At 44.7% G+C, this 22,991-nt stretch carries 18 protein-coding genes and 1 tRNA gene; 4 read left to right on the forward strand and 15 right to left on the reverse strand.

The genetic code is table 11. From position 1 onward, the window contains the following. Positions 1–30 precede the first annotated feature (30 nt). Positions 31–552, forward strand: coding sequence for a hypothetical protein (locus GF401_07960; protein MBD3344981.1), 522 nt, complete (start codon positions 31–33; stop codon positions 550–552). Between the two features lie 99 nt (positions 553–651). Here the strand turns inward: GF401_07960 and GF401_07965 are convergent, their stop codons facing one another. The 13 genes from GF401_07965 to GF401_08025 all read right to left on the reverse strand — a co-directional run bounded on the left by GF401_07965 (position 652) and on the right by GF401_08025 (position 15,764). Then, a complete protein-coding gene (locus tag GF401_07965) occupies positions 652–1,509 on the reverse strand; it encodes a pantoate--beta-alanine ligase (protein MBD3344982.1) in 858 nt (285 codons plus the stop codon). 94 nt (positions 1,510–1,603) lie between these two features. After that, a complete protein-coding gene (locus GF401_07970; protein ID MBD3344983.1) occupies positions 1,604–2,308 on the reverse strand; it encodes an AAA family ATPase in 705 nt (234 codons plus the stop codon). A 17-nt stretch (positions 2,309–2,325) separates the two neighbouring features. Continuing rightward, entirely contained in the window at positions 2,326–2,826 is a 501-nt protein-coding gene (gene folK / locus GF401_07975) for a 2-amino-4-hydroxy-6-hydroxymethyldihydropteridine diphosphokinase (protein MBD3344984.1), read from the reverse strand. A gap of 16 nt (positions 2,827–2,842) precedes the next feature. Further along, on the reverse strand, positions 2,843–4,168 hold the full coding sequence (locus tag GF401_07980) for a hypothetical protein (GenBank protein MBD3344985.1): 1,326 nt from the start codon (positions 4,166–4,168) through the stop codon (positions 2,843–2,845). Positions 4,169–4,171: 3 nt separating this feature from the next. Next, on the reverse strand, positions 4,172–5,500 hold the full coding sequence (locus tag GF401_07985; GenBank protein ID MBD3344986.1) for a hypothetical protein: 1,329 nt from the start codon (positions 5,498–5,500) through the stop codon (positions 4,172–4,174). Between the two features lie 95 nt (positions 5,501–5,595). Beyond that, positions 5,596–5,669, reverse strand: a tRNA-Pro gene (locus GF401_07990). A gap of 160 nt (positions 5,670–5,829) precedes the next feature. Next, a complete protein-coding gene (locus GF401_07995) occupies positions 5,830–7,269 on the reverse strand; it encodes a hypothetical protein (GenBank protein ID MBD3344987.1) in 1,440 nt (479 codons plus the stop codon). Positions 7,270–7,284: 15 nt separating this feature from the next. After that, complete coding sequence (locus tag GF401_08000) at positions 7,285–8,289, reverse strand: helix-turn-helix domain-containing protein (protein MBD3344988.1); 1,005 nt, start codon at positions 8,287–8,289, stop codon at positions 7,285–7,287. Then, complete coding sequence (locus GF401_08005; GenBank protein MBD3344989.1) at positions 8,199–9,407, reverse strand: hypothetical protein; 1,209 nt, start codon at positions 9,405–9,407, stop codon at positions 8,199–8,201. The genes GF401_08000 and GF401_08005 overlap by 91 nt, the downstream gene beginning before the upstream one ends. Before the next feature lie 194 nt (positions 9,408–9,601). After that, the gene (locus GF401_08010; protein MBD3344990.1) at positions 9,602–11,092 is read right to left on the reverse strand and encodes a tetratricopeptide repeat protein; all 1,491 of its coding nucleotides are present in this window, start codon (positions 11,090–11,092) and stop codon (positions 9,602–9,604) included. A gap of 3 nt (positions 11,093–11,095) precedes the next feature. Then, a complete protein-coding gene (locus tag GF401_08015; GenBank protein ID MBD3344991.1) occupies positions 11,096–12,553 on the reverse strand; it encodes an extracellular solute-binding protein in 1,458 nt (485 codons plus the stop codon). Positions 12,554–12,598: 45 nt separating this feature from the next. Further along, positions 12,599–13,114 (reverse strand): cyclic nucleotide-binding domain-containing protein, encoded by a 516-nt coding sequence (locus GF401_08020; GenBank protein MBD3344992.1) that lies wholly within the window; start codon positions 13,112–13,114, stop codon positions 12,599–12,601. A 58-nt stretch (positions 13,115–13,172) separates the two neighbouring features. Beyond that, complete coding sequence (locus GF401_08025) at positions 13,173–15,764, reverse strand: hypothetical protein (protein ID MBD3344993.1); 2,592 nt, start codon at positions 15,762–15,764, stop codon at positions 13,173–13,175. 278 nt (positions 15,765–16,042) lie between these two features. On the opposite strand from GF401_08025, the gene infA reads away from it, so the two are divergent. Further along, on the forward strand, positions 16,043–16,261 hold the full coding sequence (gene infA / locus GF401_08030; GenBank protein ID MBD3344994.1) for a translation initiation factor IF-1: 219 nt from the start codon (positions 16,043–16,045) through the stop codon (positions 16,259–16,261). A gap of 67 nt (positions 16,262–16,328) precedes the next feature. Here the strand turns inward: infA and GF401_08035 are convergent, their stop codons facing one another. Both GF401_08035 and GF401_08040 read right to left on the reverse strand, forming a co-directional pair. Then, the gene (locus GF401_08035) at positions 16,329–18,881 is read right to left on the reverse strand and encodes a hypothetical protein (GenBank protein ID MBD3344995.1); all 2,553 of its coding nucleotides are present in this window, start codon (positions 18,879–18,881) and stop codon (positions 16,329–16,331) included. A gap of 207 nt (positions 18,882–19,088) precedes the next feature. Beyond that, a complete protein-coding gene (locus GF401_08040) occupies positions 19,089–20,558 on the reverse strand; it encodes a hypothetical protein (protein MBD3344996.1) in 1,470 nt (489 codons plus the stop codon). Between the two features lie 222 nt (positions 20,559–20,780). Here GF401_08040 and GF401_08045 point away from each other — a divergent pair, with 222 nt between their 5' ends. Then, positions 20,781–21,761 (forward strand): ATP-binding cassette domain-containing protein, encoded by a 981-nt coding sequence (locus tag GF401_08045; GenBank protein MBD3344997.1) that lies wholly within the window; start codon positions 20,781–20,783, stop codon positions 21,759–21,761. A gap of 31 nt (positions 21,762–21,792) precedes the next feature. Then, entirely contained in the window at positions 21,793–22,773 is a 981-nt protein-coding gene (locus GF401_08050) for an ATP-binding cassette domain-containing protein (protein MBD3344998.1), read from the forward strand. The last annotated feature ends 218 nt before the right edge of the window (positions 22,774–22,991 follow it).

Genomic DNA, 22,991 nt, shown 5'->3' on the forward strand with positions numbered 1-22,991 from the left:
CCGGTAAATATTGAATCTAAGGAAAATATTATGAAACAGATCACTGCGGCAATTCTTGTGATACTTCCATTCATGCTGTTGTGCAAGGAAGAAAAGGATAGGACAAAAACCGAGCGGATTACCAAGGCTCAGACCGGCACCGAAAATAGCCTGAATACCGCTGCGACCAGGCTTGATACGGCTGAAGTCTTTCAAACCGTTCTCGCCCTCGAGGATTCCCTTCGGAAAGAACGCGGCAATACAGACCTGATTGCCAGGCTTCTTAAAGCATCATACGATTCCTCCTCAGGTTCTTTTTATACGGTAGGAAAGGGTGTCAAAAACCCGAAACTTCCTCAGGCTGCACAACAGCAGGCACAGGAGCGGTCAGCCCAACTCGATGCAAAACGGTGGACACTCTACCTGAAAAGGTGGCATACCGGTTCGAGCACTTCCTTTGGCGATTCAATCGGTGGAGAAATCACCTACAGCATGATCGTGGATGAAAAGATGAATAATGATACACTTTTACAGCTTGTGCAGGCGCCGGTGGGAAGCGTTGTGGTAGATTAGGAAGGATGGGAGGAGAAGAAAAGGAGATTTGAGGCAAGGAGCAAGACAACATTTTTCTTCCCTTGTGCGGTCAGTTCGGAAGCTCGTTCCTTCGTTGGCCTACAGGGTCCCCCCAAGCACCACATTATCAATAAGCCGGGTATTGGATTCGGTTGTGCGGCAGGCAACCGCGACAAGGGCGGTTGTTTCGATCTGGTCCAGGGGTGTTATTGTGATCGTGTCGACAATTTCGATGTATTCGGTTTTGAAAGAGTGTGCAGCCCTGTACGCGGATTCTATCCCTTTCCTGAGCTTTGCGGCTGAGCGCTCTCCCCGCTCGTATTCTTTTTCAACCTGCTGCAATGCCGAAAAAATAAGCGGGACTTCCCTGCGTTCATTTTCCGTCAGATAGCTGTTCCGGGAACTCATTGCCAGACCGTCAGGCTCACGGACTACAGGACCGACTTCGATTGCAACCGGGACATTAAGATCGTCAACCATCCGTTTGATAACCACCACCTGCTGGGCATCCTTCTGGCCAAATACGGCGATATCGGGGCGCACGATAGTAAACAGTTTTAAGACAATAGTAGTAACACCGTCAAAATGCCCCGGACGGCTTGCACCGCACAGGCGGGTTGTAATATCCTCAACCGAAACCTTCGTATGATAGTTTTCCGGATACATGTCTTCGCTTTTGGGAGCAAAAATGATATCACATCCCTCTTTTTCAGCAATTTCACAATCTTTATCAAAAGGTCGGGGATACTTTGCAAGATCTTCGTTAGGACCGAACTGTGCGGGGTTGACATAAATGCTTATCACACTGATATCGGAGAATTCACGGGCCTTGTGCAACAATGACAAATGACCTTCATGCAACGCTCCCATGGTAGGAACGAAACCGATTTTTCTCTTTTTATCGTTAAAGGAAATACATACTTTCTGCATTTCCCGGGGATCGGTAATTATCTTCATATTCGCATAAAATATTATTCAGGGACGCCGGATTTCCGGAAATTCCAGTTTTTTTCTGCCCCCGCTGTACCTGTTCGGCAAGCTCTTCCGGCCCTTATTCCTGTTTTTTCTTTTTATCTTCGGCAGCCAGTTTCAACTTGTCATCCTTACCGAGCGGCTGATAAAAATTTATTCCTGACTTTGTTTGAAGAATTTGCCCGGTTATTTCATCCAGATCGACCTCGTTGTTGACAAAATCGATTTCGTTGGTATTGATAATCAATACCGTAGAGTTAGTATAATGAAAAAAGAAATGATTGTACGCCTGATTGAGGTTTTCGATATAGGCGCGATCCATATTGCTTTCGTATTGGCGTCCCCGCTTATCGATTCGTTTCATAAGCACATCGGTAGAGGCTTGTAGATAGATCACCAGATCGGGCTGAGGAATTTCGCGTTCGAGAATCTTGGCGACGTTATTATATAATACTATTTCGTTATCATCGAGATTAACGCTGGCAAAGATACGATCTTTGGCAAACATGTAATCGGATACCACTGTTTCATGAAACAGGTCCTGCTGTATCGACTCTTCGGAGAGCTGACGGTAGCGGGAAAGCAGAAACCAGAGCTGCGTTTGAAAGGCATATACCTCTTTGTTCCGGTAAAACTGTGAAAGGAAAGGATTTTCTTCCACCTGCTCCAGGATAGTCCGTGCAGAAAACCGTTCGGCCAGCAGTTTGCACAACGATGTCTTTCCGACACCGATAACTCCTTCGATACAAATGTGATTGAATGTAGGTTTGCTTTGCTCTGCCATTTGTCGATATAATTATGTTAATCAATAAAACGGATTTTCTGGGTCCGCACCTTCGCATCCATGGATGCATACAGTTGTGCTACAGATTTATTTGCTCCGGGGACATAAAAATCCGATGCAATCTCATAGAGTCCTTCAAGACAAAATCTTCGGCTGACTATGCCGGGATGAGGAACAACCAAGTCTTCCTGATCAATTTTTACCCCATCAAAAAGCAAAATGTCGATATCTGCAGTACGTGGTTTTTTGTCACCTTTCGTTTTTCTACCCAAAGCGATTTCGATATTCCTGCATTGCTGCAGCAGATCCCGGAGGGTATTTGTATACTTTCCGCCAAGTATTACATTAAAATACCATTTTTGATCTCCCGATACACCAACCGGCTCCGTTTCCATGATACGGGACTGCGATACCGGCGGAAGAAGCAATCTGGAAAGCCGGGCAATCATTTTATCAATATACTTTCCCCGATCATCGATATTGCCGCCACAACTCAAAAAAACCTGATTTTCGCTCATTTTTTAAAACATACGCTCAGGGGTTTGCCCGAAAATGCATCGGCTTGACCAATCCGAATTCTTTAAGTTGTTCGAAAATTTCTGTTTTTTTGCCCACTGCTGCACAAATAAAATTTTTGTATGACAGATGTTTTGAAATAACGGCATTGATTTTTTCGGTGTTCAGTTGAGTAATACGATCGGCGAAATTCTCAATGTACGCTTGTTTCCGGCCATAGAAACGTAACCATAACAGCTTCTCGGTTATATTTCCTATACCTTCAAGCTGAAAAGCCATATTTCCGACAGCAAATTGCTTTGCTTTCTCAAGCTCTTCTTCAGTAACCCCATCCCTTGATAGTTTATCATAGGCTTCGAGAATGGTATGAAGCACATCTTTTACTTTTGTATTCTGTGTTGAAGTCGCTATGGAGAATATACCGAACTGTCTGTTACATGTCAATTGTGATGAAATATTATAGGTACTTCCATGGGCACCCCGGATTTGAGCCATGAGGCGGGAAGAAAAATTACCGCCACCCAGGATATAATTTGCAATAGCAAGTGGCTCACGCTCCTCATCGGCTTCGCCGGGTGCGGGATGACCGATAATTATCGATGTTTGTGAAAGATCGGGTTTATCAATCAATCGGATTACCGTTTTTTCAGGATTCGAAAGACGAATTTGAGCAGAAGGGCGTTTTTGCCCAGAGGCATCCCAGGAAGAGAACAACGGTTCCCAACGGGATTTCATACCTTCGACACCTGCATCGCCGGCAACAATAAGTGTGCTTCCTTCAGGAACAACATGGGTATCAATAAAACTACGGACTGTATCGAGGGTAATTTTCTTTACCGATTTGATTGTCGCACCGCGGCCGCCCGGGAGATTTTTTCCACATAGCTCGGCATAAAAATGTTTGTGCGCAATACTCCCGGGATCGATAAGTTCTGCCTGTAAAGCAGTCGTCATCTCTTTTTTCAGCCGAGTCAACTCCTTCGGCCTGAGCCCCGGCCTGGTTATAACATCCCAGAAAAGCGGAATTATGGTATCGGCATACTTTGCCAGCATTCTGCAGCCGAAAAGTAAATGCTCATCGCCAACATCGGAATAGAGTGATGCTCCCGAAAATTCGAGCTTTTCTGCGAGATGTTCGGGTTCGAGATCTCTGGTCCCCTTTTGCATGAGCCCAGCAGCAAGTTCGGTAGTCCCCTCGCGGCCCGGAGCATCATCAAATTTCCCGGCCCGGGACTGAAAGGCAATAGTAAACACATTCTGCTCATGATGAGGGACCCACACAACAGTGAGTCCATTTTTCAGTCGTTCCTGGTGGAAAGGCGGGAATGTATAATGAAAATTCATGATTTATGCTTTCCCTTTTCCCTGAAACAGCCGTCGTGCAAAACCGGCAACATAGAGCAGCGGATTTACTTTTTTCGGCTGAAGATAGAGCGAATAACGATTTTTTATATCCCAGTATTTTTCAGCCACCTCGATAAGGCGTTCTACAGTCAGATTTTCGAGCGCCTCAAGCCGCTCGACCCATAAACGGTAATCTCCCTCGATAGCTTCAGAGAAACCGATTCTCTGACAGATATTTTCGGCCGAATAGAGTTCAAAAATTCTGTTGGTAAGTGTCCCATTTTTAACCTTCTCAACTTCCAGGGCGGTAACAGCACCCCTTTTGGCATTTTCGATCTGCTCATTCAGGGCTTCTTCAATCCGTTTCACCGACACATCAGGTGTAAAAGCGGCAAAAAACAGCGACATTCCCGACAGGCGAAGAAAATGGTTTATTCCTCCGGCCATTACCGCCAACGACCGCTTACGGACCATCTCGCGGTATAAGCGACTGCTTTCACCATGGGAAACAATCAACTGAAGCATCTCCAGGGGAAGAGCATCTTTATCCGACGATTTTGGAGCCGGGTAGCCGATAATAAAAAGGGGAACATCAAAATCGACCCGGTGTTTCATCGCAAAAGGCCCCTGACCAATTTGAACTTCGGGGATATCCTTTTGCTCCAAATTCGCCCCCCGGGATGAGGATTCGAACACTCCGAGCTTTTTGTCAACCAGGCCAAACACATGGTCCTCGCTTTCAAAATCTCCAACAACAATACATACGGCATTGGCCGGCGAATACCATTTATCGTAATAATCCCGGCAATCCTCCGAAGTAATGGTCTGAATATCCTGCAGCGAACCAAGACTGGAGATCGCATAGGGATGGCCCTTGAAAAGTTCTCCCCGGAATTCTAAGAAGGCTTTCATTACCGGGTTATTCATATAGGTATGATACTCTTCGACAAGCACTTTTCGCTCGGTCTCAAGTATTGCCGTATCCAGGGTCAGGGACCGCATCCGGTCGGCTTCCAGGTCAAGCACCATTTCGAGATGATCGGCGGGAACCGAATTGATATAGGCTGTCATATCTTCAGCGGTAAAGGCATTACAATGCCCGCCCACATCGTTGATCCGGCGAGCATGCTCTTCAGGCGCAACATTTTCCGATCCCCGGAACATCATATGTTCGATAAAATGCGAAATCCCCCGGATACCGTCACGTTCATTTACGCTGCCGGTTTTATACCACAGCTGAACCGCGACCAATGGAGCATCAGTCTTTTGCAGACAAATAACCTTCAGGCCATTATCAAGTATTCGTTCTGAAATATTTTCGAGCATAGACATTTATAGCACTTTAGAGAAGGGCGAGGAGCCGCCTTGGGCACCATATATATGGTTTACACTCATGATATGAGGGGAAAAAACAATAAAATAAAAAATCGGAGTGAGAGGATTTGAACCTCCGACTTCTTCGTCCCGAACGAAGCGCGCTACCAGGCTGCGCTACACTCCGATAAGTCGTATAAAATAATACATGGAACCGCGTCTGTAATGAAATATCAAATATTAAATAAGGATTTTTGACCCCTGGAAGTCAAATTTTCGATTTGAAATCCGCACCAGCCGATTATCGCCGGCACTCAGGGATTGTATTCAATCAGAACCGGCCATTTTCATTTACCATACTCGATCCTGACCCTGCCTACCATGCTCATAAGCAAAACCAGTTTCTCCCCTGTATCATCGATAAGAAGCGGGACACGATTACGGGGTGCAGGAAACTTACCATGAGCTGGATCGGCAAACAGCCATTCTCCCGCATACGCAGTCACCCACGCATGATATAAATACCCTTTATGGCTGTTGCTGTAATAGAGCCCATACACGACCCGGGCAGGGATATTGAGGGCCCGAAGAAGAGCGGCACATAAAACAGCATGCTCACCACAATCCCCGAATCCCGATTTTAATGTCTCCAGAGCACTGGAAAAGCTGGCAGTATTCCGTTTTTCTATATGGTTGAACACGTAATCGTTACAGCGCTTTATTTTTTCGCACACAGTGCTGTTGCTCCTGCAGATTTTTCCTGCAAGCCTCTTGATTTTCGGATGATCGCTCTGGATTGTCACCGTCGATACAGTCCAGCTGTCAGCCCCCTCAATTTGTTTCTTCCCTTCTCCGGCACACGTTTTCGGAAGAGGTATCAGTACCCATGCATTATTCCGGTATGCATAAAAATGATGGACAGAACTGTCGAGAGTAACTGATGAATCGAGAGTAAGGTATACCCTTTCGCCGGCTTTTGCGGGCCGGGATACGGAGACTTTTGACAGATCAAAAAAGTCAAGAGGTTTATTTCCGTGAAGTTTTGTTGTCTGCTTCGGATTCTCCTTTTCTCCCCCTATATTCTTTGACCGTGCTACAAACAACGGAGGAATATCCTGCATGACTACTGAACCGGTGGTATCCGTTTCCCAATGTAATTCCTTCTTTGCGATTCCGTCATAATCAACAAATCGGTAGCGCCATCCATTGTTTTCATGAGGGACTTCAATGCAGGTGGTTTTAACAGGGTCGTGCGAAGCCGATATCACCTCAAATGCAGTGTCATGCCACACTGTCTGAGGAACAATCGTACGATCCTTTATTCCAGTCATAATTTCAAGGGAAGTTGTGAGATTTTCTTTGACCGATTTGATTTTCCTTACCGATTTGACTCCTCCGGTTTTGATTTCAAGCACCCAGCCGTCTTCGGGATCTTTTTCCAGATGCCACGAACTTACACCACTCGCATTCTTGATCTCCTGAAAGGTACTCAACAAATCTCCCTTTAAATCATACCTTCGTATTTCATGAAGTTTGAAATTATCAAGACCGGCGATCGATCCTGAGGGCAAGATGGTTATTAATGTTTTCTTTTCGATACGGGATAGATCCTCTTGTACTTCAACCGATTGTACCAGATCACCCGCCAACCGGTCTCTCAGGTAAAGCTCCAGAGTATCACGGGACTCCAGTAGGTTCCAGTCGGGAATGTTTTCTGCAAAAGAAGTACAGAAAAGGGTAACAAAAGTGAGGAGGGCTTTAATAAACAATGAATAAGAGTCTGTCATGTGAATACCAGGAAATCATGATATGCTTTGTAAATTATTGCGATATTCGGAAAACTCATTTCCGGTAATACTTTTAAACAGATTATAGAAATCATTTTCCTTTGTTATGCCGACCCGGGATGCCAACTCCGCTGTCGAAATTTCGGGTGTTCTGGAAAGTATGATCTTTGCTCTGTTTACTCTTACCTGTCCGATGAAATCGTCTACTCCCATACCGAGGTCTCTATCAAACAACGCTTCAAGAAATGCCTCACCGGTAACCAGATCATCACAGATCTTCTGAATCGACAAGTCAGGGTCATCATAGTTGTCTTCGATATATTGGCAGGCTTTCCTGATTTCCTTATCCATTATCGACAATCGTGTATGACTCACAAAAAGCTTCGACTGGCGATTCCGCAGGTAAAAAGAGATGGTCAGCCAGATGACTCCACCGGAAATCAGTAAAACCAGGAAATGGAGAACGTGCCGGTATATCCACCGTAAAAGCCCCCAGATTTTGAGGCGAATCAAGAGCCTTTTGATAACGGAGGCCTTTTCTTTCGGTTCCTTCATACTTTCGGATGTCGAAGCAGCATTCACGGCAGGGGTATCCTTTTCAGAAGAATCCGGAAGAAACTGCTTCAGGGCGCCCTCCACAACCGATGTATCGGTTGCAGTATCCGGCGACAGCGTATCGGTTATGGATGAATCAATCAGTGTGGTATCAAGAGAATCTGACTGGGAAAGACTTTCGCTGGTATCGATAAGCAAATCCGTATCGGAAAGCGCGGCGAGAAACGAATCGTTTTGAGCGATTTGTACCAAGCTGTCATCACTACTCAGCGCGGCTTGATTGGAAAGAGAATCAGTTTTTTCCTTATCGATATCCGTCGTATCGGCGGAAACAAATACAGAAAAAACTGCCAGAAAAACCGCTACCAGGGATGCTAGTTTTCGGAATACCTTCCCATCTGTTCCCTGAGCATGATTCGGTAGTTTGACCCTAATGCTTCGATTTTTGCGTGGAGACGGCTGCAAAAAGATTGTACCTCTTTATATTCTCTCTCTTTGAGATGTCCTTCAAGCCCCCGCAGGGACTTTGCATTTAGAATTTCGTTTGTGCTCACCTCAAAATGCAAGTTTGGATTTTCAGAAATCCTCCGATGAGCATCACGGGCCATCTGCTGTGCTTCCTTATAGGTCACCTGATCAAATGTTTCACCCAGCGATTGGACCATTTTCGACATTTGTTCCAGAAAATAGAGACTGTTATAAATATACTGCCGTTTATTTTTATATACTTTGGGATCATAGTAATACTCTCCGATTACTACCCCCCGTGTAGTTTTAACTACCGATCGGGGAAACCGTTCACTATCCTCTTTCTCTATTTGTACGTAGAGCGCATGGATTTCATCAGCACTCTTTTCAACCGGTTCTTCAATATCATCCAGGATATCTGAAGTGGAACCTTGATCAGTGTAATTTGATGAATCATCGGCATTCACACTGTCATTCGCGGAATCCGGAGACTCGTCAGAAGAATCACCGGTAATCTCATCGCGCCTGATTTCACCGGTTTCTTTCTGATCGATTTCATTCTGGTCATCGGCCTGATACTGGGGAAGAATTATCTCATAAAGCCCGTTTATGATTTCGTTTTCATTGATCCTTAATTCTTTCTTCAGCTGATTTTCGATCAAAATCAGCTCCTGTTCCTTTATTTTCGCCTTCTCGAGTTTTGCAGTGAGGGCTTTAATTTCAGCAGTACAGTCTTCAATTTCCTGTTTGACCGTAGCAATTTCGGAATCCTTTTTCCGTTTTTCTTCCAGAAGACCCCGTGAATCTTTACTGACCTTTTTTATATGCTCCTCCTTGCCCCGAAGTACATCGAGCTTACTCTGATAATGTTGTATAAGTAAATCGATCGTCCCCGTATCGCCCTCGTGCATATTCTTTTTAAGTGTCCAGAGTTTTTCAAGAACTTCTTTGGCATTCTGTTTTTCATCCACAACAATTTTTTCGGAAACATCGTAAATATTTTCAGAAATACTTGATGCCCTGGCGTCAAGAAGAATCGAGTATAGACGATTCGAATCCACGGTACTTCTTGAGAGACCCAAATTCCTGGTTCGTTCATTTTCAACGGTTTTCATATCAGGCCACCTTTCGGAAATATAGATATTTGCTGTTTGAACACAAACAACAGCCCAAGTTAATTATACAAAAACCGCCCAGGGTCTGTCAATTCTAATTATGCTGTAACATTCTACTATTTAATAAGTTACACAAATAATGTAGAAATAACGGCCTTGTATACCAAATGTTGTGGGGAAAAGGGCCAGCCAATTCACCGGTTCTGTGATATCTGGATCCCGGAATTGGACATAGCTCCGTATATTTCATTGAGCAAAGTGTCCTCTTCGATAAGTCCGAGGTCTGAAAATCCGTGCTCGAAGGCTTTAATCAGCATTTTTTCCGCCTCATCCCGGTTTCCACAGGATGCCTTGATTTTTGCCAGATAGAACCAGCACTCGGAGCAATCGGGATGGTTTCTCAGATATGCATTAACTGTCTCCTCGGCATTCTTCCACCGTTTTAAGAAAATAAGTGAGCGCCATATTAAAATGTTATGAGAAATATCATCATCAAATATGCTCTGTAAAAGCTCGTAGGCTTTTTCAAATTTTTTATCAGTCAAATAGTATTCTGCCAAAGCGCAGGTTACCTCGGGTATTGGTTCGGGCGTGGAAGAAAGCTTTTTTAAAAGCATGCGGACTTTAGTAGAAGCGGGTTCTTTTCGTTGACAGGCGAGCAGGCGTTCGGCATCCAGCTTAACGCTGTGTTTATCAGCCTGATCGACCTGCTCCAGAAGGTCATCGAGCAGATCATTATTCTTAAACCGTCTGAGGATTGCTAATGATTCTGCCAGAGAATCACCGCTTAATCTCGTAAGAATAGCACGAGTTGCTTTCACGTAGGTGCTCACATCCCCCTTTGCAAGAGCAAGATCACGCAATCCCATCCACCCTGAAGGCTCCTTTGGCGACAGCCTGACAGCATTGACATACTGCTTTTTAGCCTTATCGAGCTTCCCCTGCTGAGTATAAACATTGGCCAGATTGATATAGATACCGCCATCGGTTTTATTCAGTTTCAAGGCTTCCAGATAATGCGATTCGGCACGATCGTACTCTTTCAACTGTTCGTAAGCGAATCCGATATTTTTGTATGCCGAGCCAAATTCCGGTGTATACCGAAGCGCCTTTGTAAATGCTTCAATAGCCTTCCTGTACTTGCATTGCGTAATATAGGCATTTCCCAGATTAAACCAGGCATCGGCAAAATCCGGTTTCACCGCAACGGCGTTTTTAAAGAAATCGACCGCTTTATCGATTTCATCCTTGAGGTGGTAATAATTACCCAGATTCATCATAGCACCAGCATTGTCGGGTTCTATACTCAACACCTGTTTAAAAGCATCCCGCGCAGCATCGGTTTCGGATTTTTTAAAGCAGGTAATTCCCAGATTATTCCACCCTTCAACTCTCTGAGGTTTGATTACGGTCAGTTTTCTGAAAATGCGCTGTGCTTCATCAAGATCATCCCGGTTAACCAGAACATTACCGTAATCAAGGAGCAGGGAGAAGTCTTCGGAATATTTTTTTAACATCCGCTTATAGATATTCATTGCCTGATTAAGCCATCCAAGATCAGCATAAAATCGTGCCAATTCCGCTCCGGTTTCCTTATTATCAGGATCACTCTCATAGGCATTTCGAAGCGATGAGAGCTTTTCGTTATTGTCTTCCAGCCGTAGTTGTCTTTCTTCAACCTGCACGTACTACCGTCCCATCAGATCATTGACTTTTTGAGCATATACCGTTTCGATGTGCTTTTTAATGTATGAAAATTCCGGCATCGAATTATCAGAAGACCAGTTTTTATTAATAATGACATCGGACCATATTTCAAGATAAAGGTTGCTGATCTCTGCAAAATGGGCATTTGAGGGGACCATGGTATATTTGTTTTCCATAAGTTGTTTGAAAGAGACTTCATACATTTCGGTGACCCACCCCCCGCCGAACATCATCGACATATCACTGAGAATACTTTTCTGAACAGGAATCATTCCAAATCTGCTGCACCCCTGAATCTGATTTTCGGGATTCGTGATATGACGGGCCAGTTTGTAGGAGAGCTCAGGATCCGGTGCAGTCCGGGGAATTCCCCACCACCATCCGCCGGTGGTAATCGATTTTCTCCCTTCACGGACAATCACCCCTTTATTATCCACTTCAACCGAACACCCGGTGGGCATAACCGCTACTCCCATATCATCAGGATTATCCAGATATCCATGGAGATTATCCTGCCCGGTGCCATGAATAAAAAAACAATCGAGCTGGGTCATAAATGCCAGGAAGACTTCTCCACTCTCAAAACCTTTCCATACACCTCCCCCACTCCATTGTTCTTCCCACATCTTCTTATTGTAAATACCGCCCGCAGCATAAACAGCTTCCCAGTGAACAGCATCAGCAACAGCATCACCTTTCATTGTGAGTACCGCGGTACTGTCCCCACCGCATTGGAAAATCCTGTCGACGATCCTGAGCGAAGTGCCGGAATAAAGCTTTCCCCGATGAGCAATCCGGGGCATTTTCTTTCCGCCATAGGACGTGTGTGCCCAAACCCATCCACAGGTAAAGATATCGAAAAAATCCCATTTGTTTGGATCATTTTCGAAATGGTATGCGGCAGGAAGGCCATAGCCGTTTATTTTTTTGAGTGCAGCGTCAATTGAATCTTTATGGTCCCTCCACACAGCAAGAGCATCGGCAACCCGGCTTTTCCGAAACACCATAATTCTTGTCTCAAATTTCCGGGGCACAAAATAATATTCTTCACCATATTTACTCAGTGAGGTAAGCAGGTAGGTATCGGTGTATTCCTTGATTTCATCTGGTGGTAAGAATGAATTCAACGGTTTTATCAGATTCTGCCTTATAAGGGAAGCGCTCTTTCCGAAAGGCACCTTTACCAGTCCCGCATTTCCGGCATATTTCTGCAGCTCCTCTTCAAGTTTCTCTATTTCAGGATAGCTGATAACATCAATATCGACATTTTGCTCCTTTTCAAAGGGCGGAATGACTTCCTGACGAAAATATTTGTCCTGGTTTTCGACCATTTTTATCAGCACACTGGTCTGAAGCCGGGGACCACATCCCTGAATGACAATGCCGAACAGGAAGGCACCAATGATTTTCGCCTTACAAAAACTTCTTTCAGCTATCATAAAACAGAAAAAATCCCACTATTACAAGTTCGCAACATGCTCTTGTTATGATCCTTTTTTCAAGGTTTCAGTTTTCGACGATAGTTCCCGGATGACGGCGTTGGCTTTCCGAAGCCGTTTGATAAATATTTTCAATAATTCGATAGAAATATGTGGATGATCTAAAATGACATCGATAAGATCCTGCCCGTTGATTCTCAGGAGTGTACATTCGGTATTTGCCCGCACACTGGCCGACCGCTGTTCTGCATCGAAAACCGCCATATCACCGAAACACTCCCCTACGGATAATTCTGCCAGGTCGATCGAACTGGCTTCATCGACCTTTTTAACAATGCGGACACTCCCTTTCTTTATAAGAAAAAGCGAATCACCAACATCATTTTCACTCACGATCTCATCGTCGGGCCTAAATTTCAATTCTTCTGCAATGGATGCCACCGCGCCGATATCATGAGTCCGTATTGATGAAAAAAGCGGCGTTTTCTTTAGAAAAACAACATTCTCCAGTATGGTATACGCTACTGTGGAGCTTGTATGGATATTTGAGATTTTTGCCATAGCAAATTCAGCCTGTCTGGAATATCTTGATTCAAATGAACATTATTACAAATTATATCTATTTGATTTCACATACTTCGGCATAGGATGCGCATTCTTTAACCCACACATTTGGACATTTTTTGTATTCCCCTACTACCGTTGTTTTTGTTCTGGGTTTCAAGCCATAGCGATCCAGCGCTTCCTTGTAGTGAATTAAAGTGTTTTCTGTTTCGAGCAAATTGATAAGCCACTTATTGATTCGCATATCCCCCGAATTATCCAGCACCTCCAATGCTCTTGCTCGCACATGGAGGTTCGGATGATAGAGCCGGTGCATTACCTTTTTTATCTGGGCGGTTTCATCAAGCAAAGCAGCAATATAGAACAGATTACGAGTCCGGTCGTGAATACATTCTTCAAAAATTGCATGTTCGAGTAATTCATCACCAGGATTTTTGCGTGCAGTGCGGAGTGTGTGCAAAGCGACCCAATCGGAATATGCTCCTAACCCTTCCTGCAAAGCAATATCATGAAGGATTTCCTGATCATCGACGGTTATATAAATCGATTTACTGTAAAGTGCTTTAAGAAGAATATTCCGTTTCACATAATCCACTTTTTTGATTCTTTTCAAAAGATTTGAGGCAGGATAGCCGGTATCGACCATATAACCGAGAGCATAGGAAAGGTCGCTTTTGGCTTTTCGAGTGGCATTGTGTGAAAGATTGAGCAGTCGCTCAATCGCATCGTCGGCATGCCATTTAGCATGGGCAATAACAAACTGACGCCAGAGTTTATAATCATTAACGATGTTTTCCTTATACCGGTTGTAAAATTTTTCCAACTCCTTTTTGAGTCCGGAAGCTTTGAGTTCACCGATAGCATATAATGCACTTGCATTCGACCTTGTATCTTCTACCTGAAGCATTTCGTTCAAAAGGTCGGTCAGTTCCTTGCGCTCATCAATATCAGCATTAGGCCAGAGAGCAATGATTGCATTAGCCCTGACTCTGCCGGTAGGGTGATTCAGGAAATTTTTTATTTTTGACCTGATTTCGCTATTGCTCCAGGGCGCCAATGCTTCAATGGCATTGGCAACAACCCGGTAATAGGGGTCATTGAGGGATTGAAGATAAATATGAGTGAATTCGGGGTCTCTGGTTCTCGAAAGGGCGCCTACAATCCGGGCTCTGGTAATGCCCTCGGGGTCGTTAATATGATCCAGAAGAAGAGCAGTCGATTCCGGTGATTCCATCATTGCCAGCAATTCGATTGCATACCGTTTCAGGCTCTCATCTTCCTTATCAAGAATATCCCGGATCAGTTTTAAGAAGGATTCTTCTTTGGGCTGCCTGATAATACTCTTAAGCCACTGGGTGTCTTTTTTATCATATCGAGCAAGATAACGAGTAAGGCTCTCGCTATAATTTTTTTTCAGCGTATATGTTTGAAAAATCATGGCGCATGAAATACCAAAAAGCATAATCATCTGGTATTTAAATGCTATGTGTGGGGCAACAAAGAGGAGCCATAAACCGGCAAGCACAATGGCAACAGGTTTTATCGCCCCTTCGATAAGCAGCTTACCGCGCCCCCGGATATTATGAGGAAAACTCGAGAAAAAAATCTGAAAATTGGGAGAGAAAAAAGAATCAAAAAAGGCCATGCGCATTCCGATCCCCAGAGTAACTCCCCAGAAGACAAGCCCTGAAGCGATATTTGCCTGAGTATCATAAAACCCGATTCCGCTGAGAATACCAAAAATTATACAGAGTACAACGGGAACAATAAACATCGAACGGGTAGATCCGACTTTTTTCAATACCAGACCGGCAAGGGAAATCTGTAAGAGAAATGTAGTCCCCATGCTGATACCCATAAAATAGCCAAGAAATTTTGCAAGATCCCGCGCCTGGTTGACAGAACCGGCAAAACGTGCTTTCAATTCGGAATAGAAGGCAAAATGCTGATTGCAGAAAACAAAGAAAATCATGAGATAGAGAACTGCCATATTCCAGAGCAACGGTTCGGTCCTCATTAACTTGGAATCTTCAAAAAGCGTCTTGATATTGCGTCTGGTATGTTTCTGCTGATCCGAACTCGCTTTGAAATAAATTCCGAAATTTTTACGAATAGGAATAAACAAAACTGCCACACAGAAAATTAAAATTCCCCATACAAGTACCAGGTTTTCCGCCGAAATAATTTTCAGGAGCCAGGGTATTGAAAATGAGATCCCGATTGCTCCCAGCGTACCCCCTGCAGCAATAATGGGAAATTCGTATCCGGCCTTGCGGGAATCGATCAGATCGTTGGCCAGAGTCCAGAACATGAGAAACAGGAGTATTTTCGTTACATAGGCATAGGAGAAAAGTGGTATGAAAAGAAAGGTAAGATTTGCAAAAACAGCAACACGTACCAGAATCAGAACAGCGCCGTGTGCAAGTAAAAATAACTGAAAGAAATGCCCCCTGTCGGAACGGTCGATAATCGACAGAATAACGCTCGAAAACAAAAAGAGAAAAAGAGCATTTACCAGAAAGAGACCTGGTATCTTGTCTGCTCCAAAATGCGCCAGCAAGAGGGCTTCAGCTGTACTGTCGCCCAGAATTGCACTGGCAAAACAGCCGAAAAGCAGAGCGAACAGCGGCCAACGATAGGATTTCATATTTTTCGAATCGAATATCAGGATAATACCTGAGTGCTACAAATATATAAAGAAATCATAAAAAATAAGCATGAAGCGATTTTTACAGCATTATTATACTATCATTACAATAATCTTGCCAAGTTTTACGGGGAAATCGGCGGTAAAACAGCGCCGGCATGAAGCCGCACTTTTATTTGAGCACATCCGAAAATTAATTTACTAACATTGAAATTGGCATTTAATGTATTTTAATTTATTAAATTGTTCATGGAAATTTAAATGCAAAGGTATTCTTAATGGCAAAACAGGAATCAATTCAAGTTGAAGCAACTGTTGAAGAGAACCTGCCAAACGCAACGTTTAAAGTTAAGCTCGACAACGACCATATTGTATTGGCCCATATTTCCGGTAAAATGCGCAAGAACTATATCCGGATTCTTCCGGGCGACAGGGTGCTGGTCGAACTATCCCCCTACGATCTGAACCGTGGACGTATTGTTTACCGGTATAAATAATTAAAGGCCCCGGCATGTGTATGCAGAGGCCTCTTCAGGGAATTCGCACCGTAATTAGATCCGGCGCTTACTTGATCAGCGGCACCTTAAAGCGGCGCAGATGAGAGTCTGTTTCTATCTGCAGCAAATAGTTCCCACTGGTAATGTTCATTTGAGATCTGCCGATCACAATACGACTGCCCATGTCATGTGGTGCGAGTGTCTTTTCGTAGACCTTTTTCCCCATAACGTTGAAAATCGTAAACGTTATCCCTTTTCCGCTCAACTGATTTGGCAGGAGAATCGTTAGCCCCAGATGTGAGCCGCGAACGGTAATATCAGCAGTTTTTCGTAGGACATTGCTGTTTTGCACCGGGGTGGAGCCGGAAATGAGCTCATCAAGGGAAATATCATCGATCACATCATCGCCGGAGCCTCCCGAATAGCTCATATCAGACAGTGCAGCAGGCGCACCGGTTTCAGTACCGTTTCGCGCCTGATCCTGGTTCTGCGAAATGGTATCCTCCCAGAGTTGCATCCATGGCTCCAGCGCCAGAAGGCTTGTCTGACGGGTGACAATATGATACTCTTTTCCGATATCCTTGATCGCCGCGGCGTTTTCATACCAGTTCCGGTTGGCAAGATATTCGGTTTTCCGGAATGCCCGCTGGACATCATTGGATTCACCGGCGGGGGGAATATCATCAGGAACGGCGATTACCTGCCGGGTGAAATTCAAACCTCCCATTTTTCCTTTGACAGTAAAAGAATATTGTGATTGTGGCCCACCGGTAAGCGTTCCTGCAACCCGAATAAGTGTTTCAGTGGAACGGGGCTGAGCCCCGGGATACCAGTCTTCCAGGATTAACGGCTCAATGCCACCGCGAGCATAATAATAGTTCGAATAATCGGTTGTATAAACAATACCGTCCACTCCCTCATTGGAAATAACTTCCAGATCCGTTATTCCCCCATTATAAGGATTGTCAAAGTAGAGTTCCGGAAGCTGCGGTACTTGCTTCCGAACACCATCGACATCATAATACGCATATGTCCGGTATCCGTAGTAATACATCCCACGCAGCGATGCCAATTGGAAACCACCGGTTTGGTTGGCAATGGAATGAAGACGATATTCATCGGCAATGGTAAAAAGCGTAGCATTCGATTGCGAAACAAGTTTGTCGATCCGGCTCAACAGCGTATCATAGGCACTGCCGTCATCGGAAATTTCGTAGCCTGCATAGGAGCCGTTTCTATCATAAATATTTTTGCCATAGTTATATGGCTGATAGAGATCGCTGATGAGAATAGCGATGCCGTCCGGCGCCATATCGAGTGCATGAGACAGGGCATTTTCGGTCGATGCCGCCGGATCGGGCCGGGCGTTACGTATCGCCTCATATGCCGCGGCCAGATTTTCGGGTGTCGGTGAAACCGGCGCCTGAAACAGCGGCCCGGCGTTGGCTCCCGCAAATATAATATTGAATTTCTGCGAGTCATTCACATAATTCTGAAGAGATAAAACTGCATATTTCTGAGCCCTGCGCAATATGTTTATTTTCTCATAGTCGCTGTGGGGATCGTACTGAATATCCATAAAGCCATACATCTGCTCATTATATGTGTTCCAGTCCCACCATTCATTGCGGATGTCAAATACGATAATGCGTGTATCAGGCTCATCCTCAAGATCAACCGTTGATTCTTCAAGAACCATGTCGAATCCGATATTTAATTTGCCATTCACTTTATCCCTGCCGATCCAGGAAAATTCTTCTACCCCCGTGGTTGGATCATCGGCAACAATAATGCCACTGTCAAGCTTCCCAATTGTGTAATTTTCAAGCATCAGCGCCTTCCCCGGTGAAAATTCACCGCGTCCCAGTCCCGGCATGGTAACGGTGTACTGGCGATTATCGGATGTCGAAAAAGAAGCTTTCATATAGCCGATTGTTTTGCCCATCTTCGGATCAACATCATAAGAGACATTCGAACTATCAAAAGTCAAGGGAACTGAAGCGGTAATCAGATTGAGGGAATCATCATCGAGGGTGTGATGAAATACAATACAGATTTTGCGAGCCTGGTTGGAACGGGCGGGAAAAATCCTTAGATTATAGGAGCCATTCCCATGGTATTCCAGAAGCGCGGGGTCTTTTCTTACACCCACAATGTCGTTATACTGGGCACTGGCGAGATTGCGATCCTGAATCTGACCGGCCACCGGTTCGTTGTTTATCCAGAGAAAAAGACTTTCGGCAACAAAATCGGCGGGAAGCCCGAACGTTGCGGTAATTTCCACACTGTCAATAGCTTTCTCGAGCCAGTCCTGATCCTCCAGAAGCACTGGACGGCCTTGGACATAGATAACCGAATCGGTATAACTTTTTACATATTGGCGGTAAAAATCAGGCCGGAGCACCATGATGAGTCGCGTTGTTGCAATTCCGTTGACGATATGTGTCTCCGTTACGATCGAATCGACCTTTGTGTAGACGCTGCGGTTGTCGGCGACTCCTCTCGACCGTATATGCCCTCCGTTATAATAGCTTCCATCAAGAACAATTTGTGCAGATGAAATGCTCAGAGCAAAAACAACAAACAATATCGTAAGCGCCGGTTGCTGTTTCCGTTTCATCGATTTTACCTCCTTATGAACAATTATACCTCTCCTACATTATTTTGCATTAAAGTATCAGGAAGAATGCAATATCTATGCCACCATATGCCCCCTTTTTTGGCCATAGTCGGGAACGTTGAATCTTTGTAGTGTCATACCCTGGATATTCAGTCTCAGAAATGGAACGGCAACTTAACACAATGTTATTCTTGATGAGATTTGGGTTTATTTGCCAAGGGTTATCATTCTGGTGAATGTTACGGTGCTGCTTTTTAACACCAGAAAATAGGTACCTGATGAAACATTGCCGGAGCTGAATCCGGCAGTAACGGTTCCACGGCCATACCTGCGTGAACAGATCAATTCACCATTCAATGAAAAGAGCGAGAGGGTAAAGGAATTTTCCGAATTATTGGCAATTCTGAATGTTCTCATGCCTGAATGATTGGCCGGTGTAATATTAAAACCCTTATTTGGTCGGGGGAGTGAAACCATATCACTTCCGGCAGGCGCCCTGAATGATGAAGAATCGAAAGCAAGAAATGTTTGTTCATTAACTATCACATTTTTAAGATAGAGACCGGTATTCTGGTAACCCGGATTATGTTGGACATTCAGGACGAACAGATCTTTTTCGTATGCTTCAACTTTGTCATTGGTAATTAATCCTACCCTGTAGACATTTGTAGCAGGATTGAAATTCCCGATTATTCGAGCGCCTTTGATTGTTGTTGTTGTGGGTGGTTTGATTTGCTTTATAACCTCAGGATCCAGGATAAATTCTGCCTGAGCTGAAACGAGCCCTGAGACATTACTCCCCTTCAATCGGTACTGGTAGAGGTCCGGAGTTGAAAGAGGCTGTGGCGTTCCCAGTTCAACATTCACCCGCCCCAGTCCGGATGAAGGAACAAGCGATGCATTTATCGGAAGCTCGGCAACCAGACCGATCCCATGAAGCGACACCAGGGCAGCATCATAAACAGTAATTATTCCATCGGTATAGACATCAGCTTTATTAATTGAAATCAAATTACCATATTCATCTTTTCCGGTAAAATCATCGGCAATGGCATACGTTAAAATCGCATGAGCATCATCCAACTGAATTTGCCGATTTAGATCAACATCCCCGAACCTGATCGACTCCTGGGCAATCTGCGGTTTTACTTTACGAACCAACGGTTCAATCGTCACAGTCCCCTGTTCTGTTTCCATGGTGATATTTACAAGAGAAATGTCGGAGACAGCTGGTAATTGGGAACCCGATTGAATCACTAATTTGCATATAACCAGTTCTCCGGAACCATAGTACAGGGCACCTGCACCCGGTGCCACAGAGGAGAAATCCTCTGCACTTTCCAGAATAACTGCTGTTTCATGATATGATTTTTTCTGGGTTGCAACGGCCCATCCTGCGGCAATTCCGGTTTCAGTTGTGACCTCCTGTACAATCAGGCTACATGGGCTGCTGATAGATACGGTGAAAGAACAGGAATAAATGCCGATTTCTTCGAAATTGGCAAGGTAGAGAGGAACAGCAATCATCTCGCCGGAAAGGGTGAAAATGTTTCTCATTCCACAATGAATATCATATCCATATCCCTGATCATTTTCGGCCCATGCAGACAGCGTCATGGATAAATTCACCAGGAGTATTATTTGTGCAACGGCGAATGGGCATGCCTTTTTTTTCATTTATCAGTCCTCTGTAAGTTCCATATGTTATGTATAAATAATAAATATTGCCGAAGCGGTCAAACAAAAAGTGATAAATGCAATGCTCATGCCATCAAAAAACGGGTTTATTCTTCAAAATATGCCGATTATTTAATTTTAAGTACCACCAATGAGATTGGAAGTTCCATATTTGAGACCCGAATCCTTCCATTCAGACTCTACTGCAAGTATTTTTGATACATGCATAATAATCAAGCTACAGTGCTTTCGGTAAAAAATCTCAGTGTTTCCTTTGAGGTTGATGAGGGGATATCTCCTGCAGTTCGTGATATCTCTTTTGATATCCATCCCAGACGTTCACTTGGTATCGTTGGAGAATCGGGGTGCGGAAAAAGTGTCACCTCTCTGGCCGCCATGCGTCTCATTCCTCAACCACCGGGGAAAATTGAGACCGGTGAGATCTATTTAAACGGCAAAGATCTTCTTTCTCTTTCGGAGAGTGAGATGCGCTCAGTCCGGGGCAGGGAGATATCGATGATCTTTCAGGATCCCATGACCTCACTGAACCCGGTTTTCACCTGCGGCTCTCAGATCAGCGAAGCGATTATGCTTCACCGGAAATTACCCCCCGCCGAAGCGCATCAGGCGACAATCGAGATACTCGAAAAGGTAGGTATCCCTCATCCGCCTGCGGCGGCGGAAAATTATCCCCACCAGATGAGTGGAGGCATGCGCCAGCGGGTTATGATTGCCATGGCATTGTCATGCAAGCCCAAACTGCTTATTGCCGATGAACCTACCACGGCTCTGGATGTCACGGTTCAGGCCCGTATTCTTGATCTGCTGCTCCATTTACAACAAGAAATGAATATGAGCATGATCATGATCAGTCACGACCTCGGCATTGTATGTGATGTAGCTCACGAAATTCTGGTGATGTATGCAGGCGAAATGGTCGAGTATGCTCCTGCAGACCAGCTTTTTTCATCACCTCTTCACCCCTATACGCAAAGCCTGCTGAAAACAATACCCTATATCGACCGCAAGGAAAACAGCCTGAAAGTTATCAAGGGTGAGGTTCCGAGTCCGTTGAGCATACCTCCCGGCTGTCCCTTTCATCCCCGATGCGACCATGTTATGGAACGATGCAAACATGAGCATCCACCGCTTTATACTCCATCTGAAAACCAACGAGTGAGGTGTTTCCTCCATGACAAATAACAATCAATCCGCCAACAGGAAATCATCAGCTATGGCGGTTTCAGTAAAGGATCTGAAAGTCCATTTTCCTATAAAGAAAGGGGTTGTCGGAAAAACCGCAGGATTTGTGAAGGCGGTTGACGGGGTTTCTTTTTCGGTGAATCGCGGAGAAGTATTTGCCCTTGTCGGTGAATCGGGATGCGGCAAAACGACTACGGCTTTGGCAATACTCAATCTGATTGCCGCTACTCATGGAATCATCGCTCTCGCCGCCGGTCCCTGGCGGGACAGAGGCATTCAATGGTCTGAGCTTTCTCATTCGGAAAAACGGACCTTGCGTAAATTCATACAGGTAATATTTCAGGACCCTTTCAGTTCTCTCAATCCCCGTATGACAGTAAAAAACATTCTTGAAGAACCGCTGAAAGTTCACAAGCTGGGATTCAGAACCGAACGGAATGAACGAATCAGGGAACTGATCGGCCAGGTAGGGCTGTCACCGGACTTTCTCAATCGATATCCCCATGAATTCTCCGGAGGTCAACGCCAGCGTATCGGCATTGCCCGGGCCCTGGCAACCCGTCCGGAACTTGTAATTGCTGATGAACCGGTGAGTGCACTCGATGTCTCCATTCAGGCACAGATTATCAATCTCCTTCAGGACCTTCAAAGGAAATACGGGCTTACCTTGATGTTTATCTCGCACGATCTGGCAATTGTGCGGCATGTTGCAAACAGAGTTGCAGTGATGTATCTGGGGCGTATCATGGAAATGGGTACCGATAAGCAGATATTTGAAAACACCCTCCATCCATACACAGAACTCCTGCTCGAAAGTGTCCCCGTACCGGGCAAGGGAAGAAAACGCCGGGGTGGATTGTCTGTAGAGGAGAAGAACCTTGAGACTGCCGGTCTCGGGTGTCCCTTTTATCCACGATGCCCAAAGAGGGGGCCCGAATGCCTCGAAAAAATTCCGGAACTGAAGGATTATGGTGAAAATCACCTGTCCGCATGTCTAAAATCCGACACCTAAACTGCCGATATACCAACAGGGCTTGCTGGAGCGTGTATCTGAACATCTCATAAAAACGTGATAATTCATATAAAATGACACTCGTGTCCAAAATAGAACGCTAATGACGCTGATCATGCTGATATTCGCTGGTCAGAAAACTAAAAATTAAAAAAATACAGCGATAATCAGCCAAATTAGCGTCATCGGCGTTCAACAATCAAAATAATTGTATAACG

This window comes from Chitinivibrionales bacterium, assembly GCA_014728215.1.
In the GTDB taxonomy this organism is placed as follows: Bacteria; Fibrobacterota; Chitinivibrionia; order Chitinivibrionales; family WJKA01; genus WJKA01.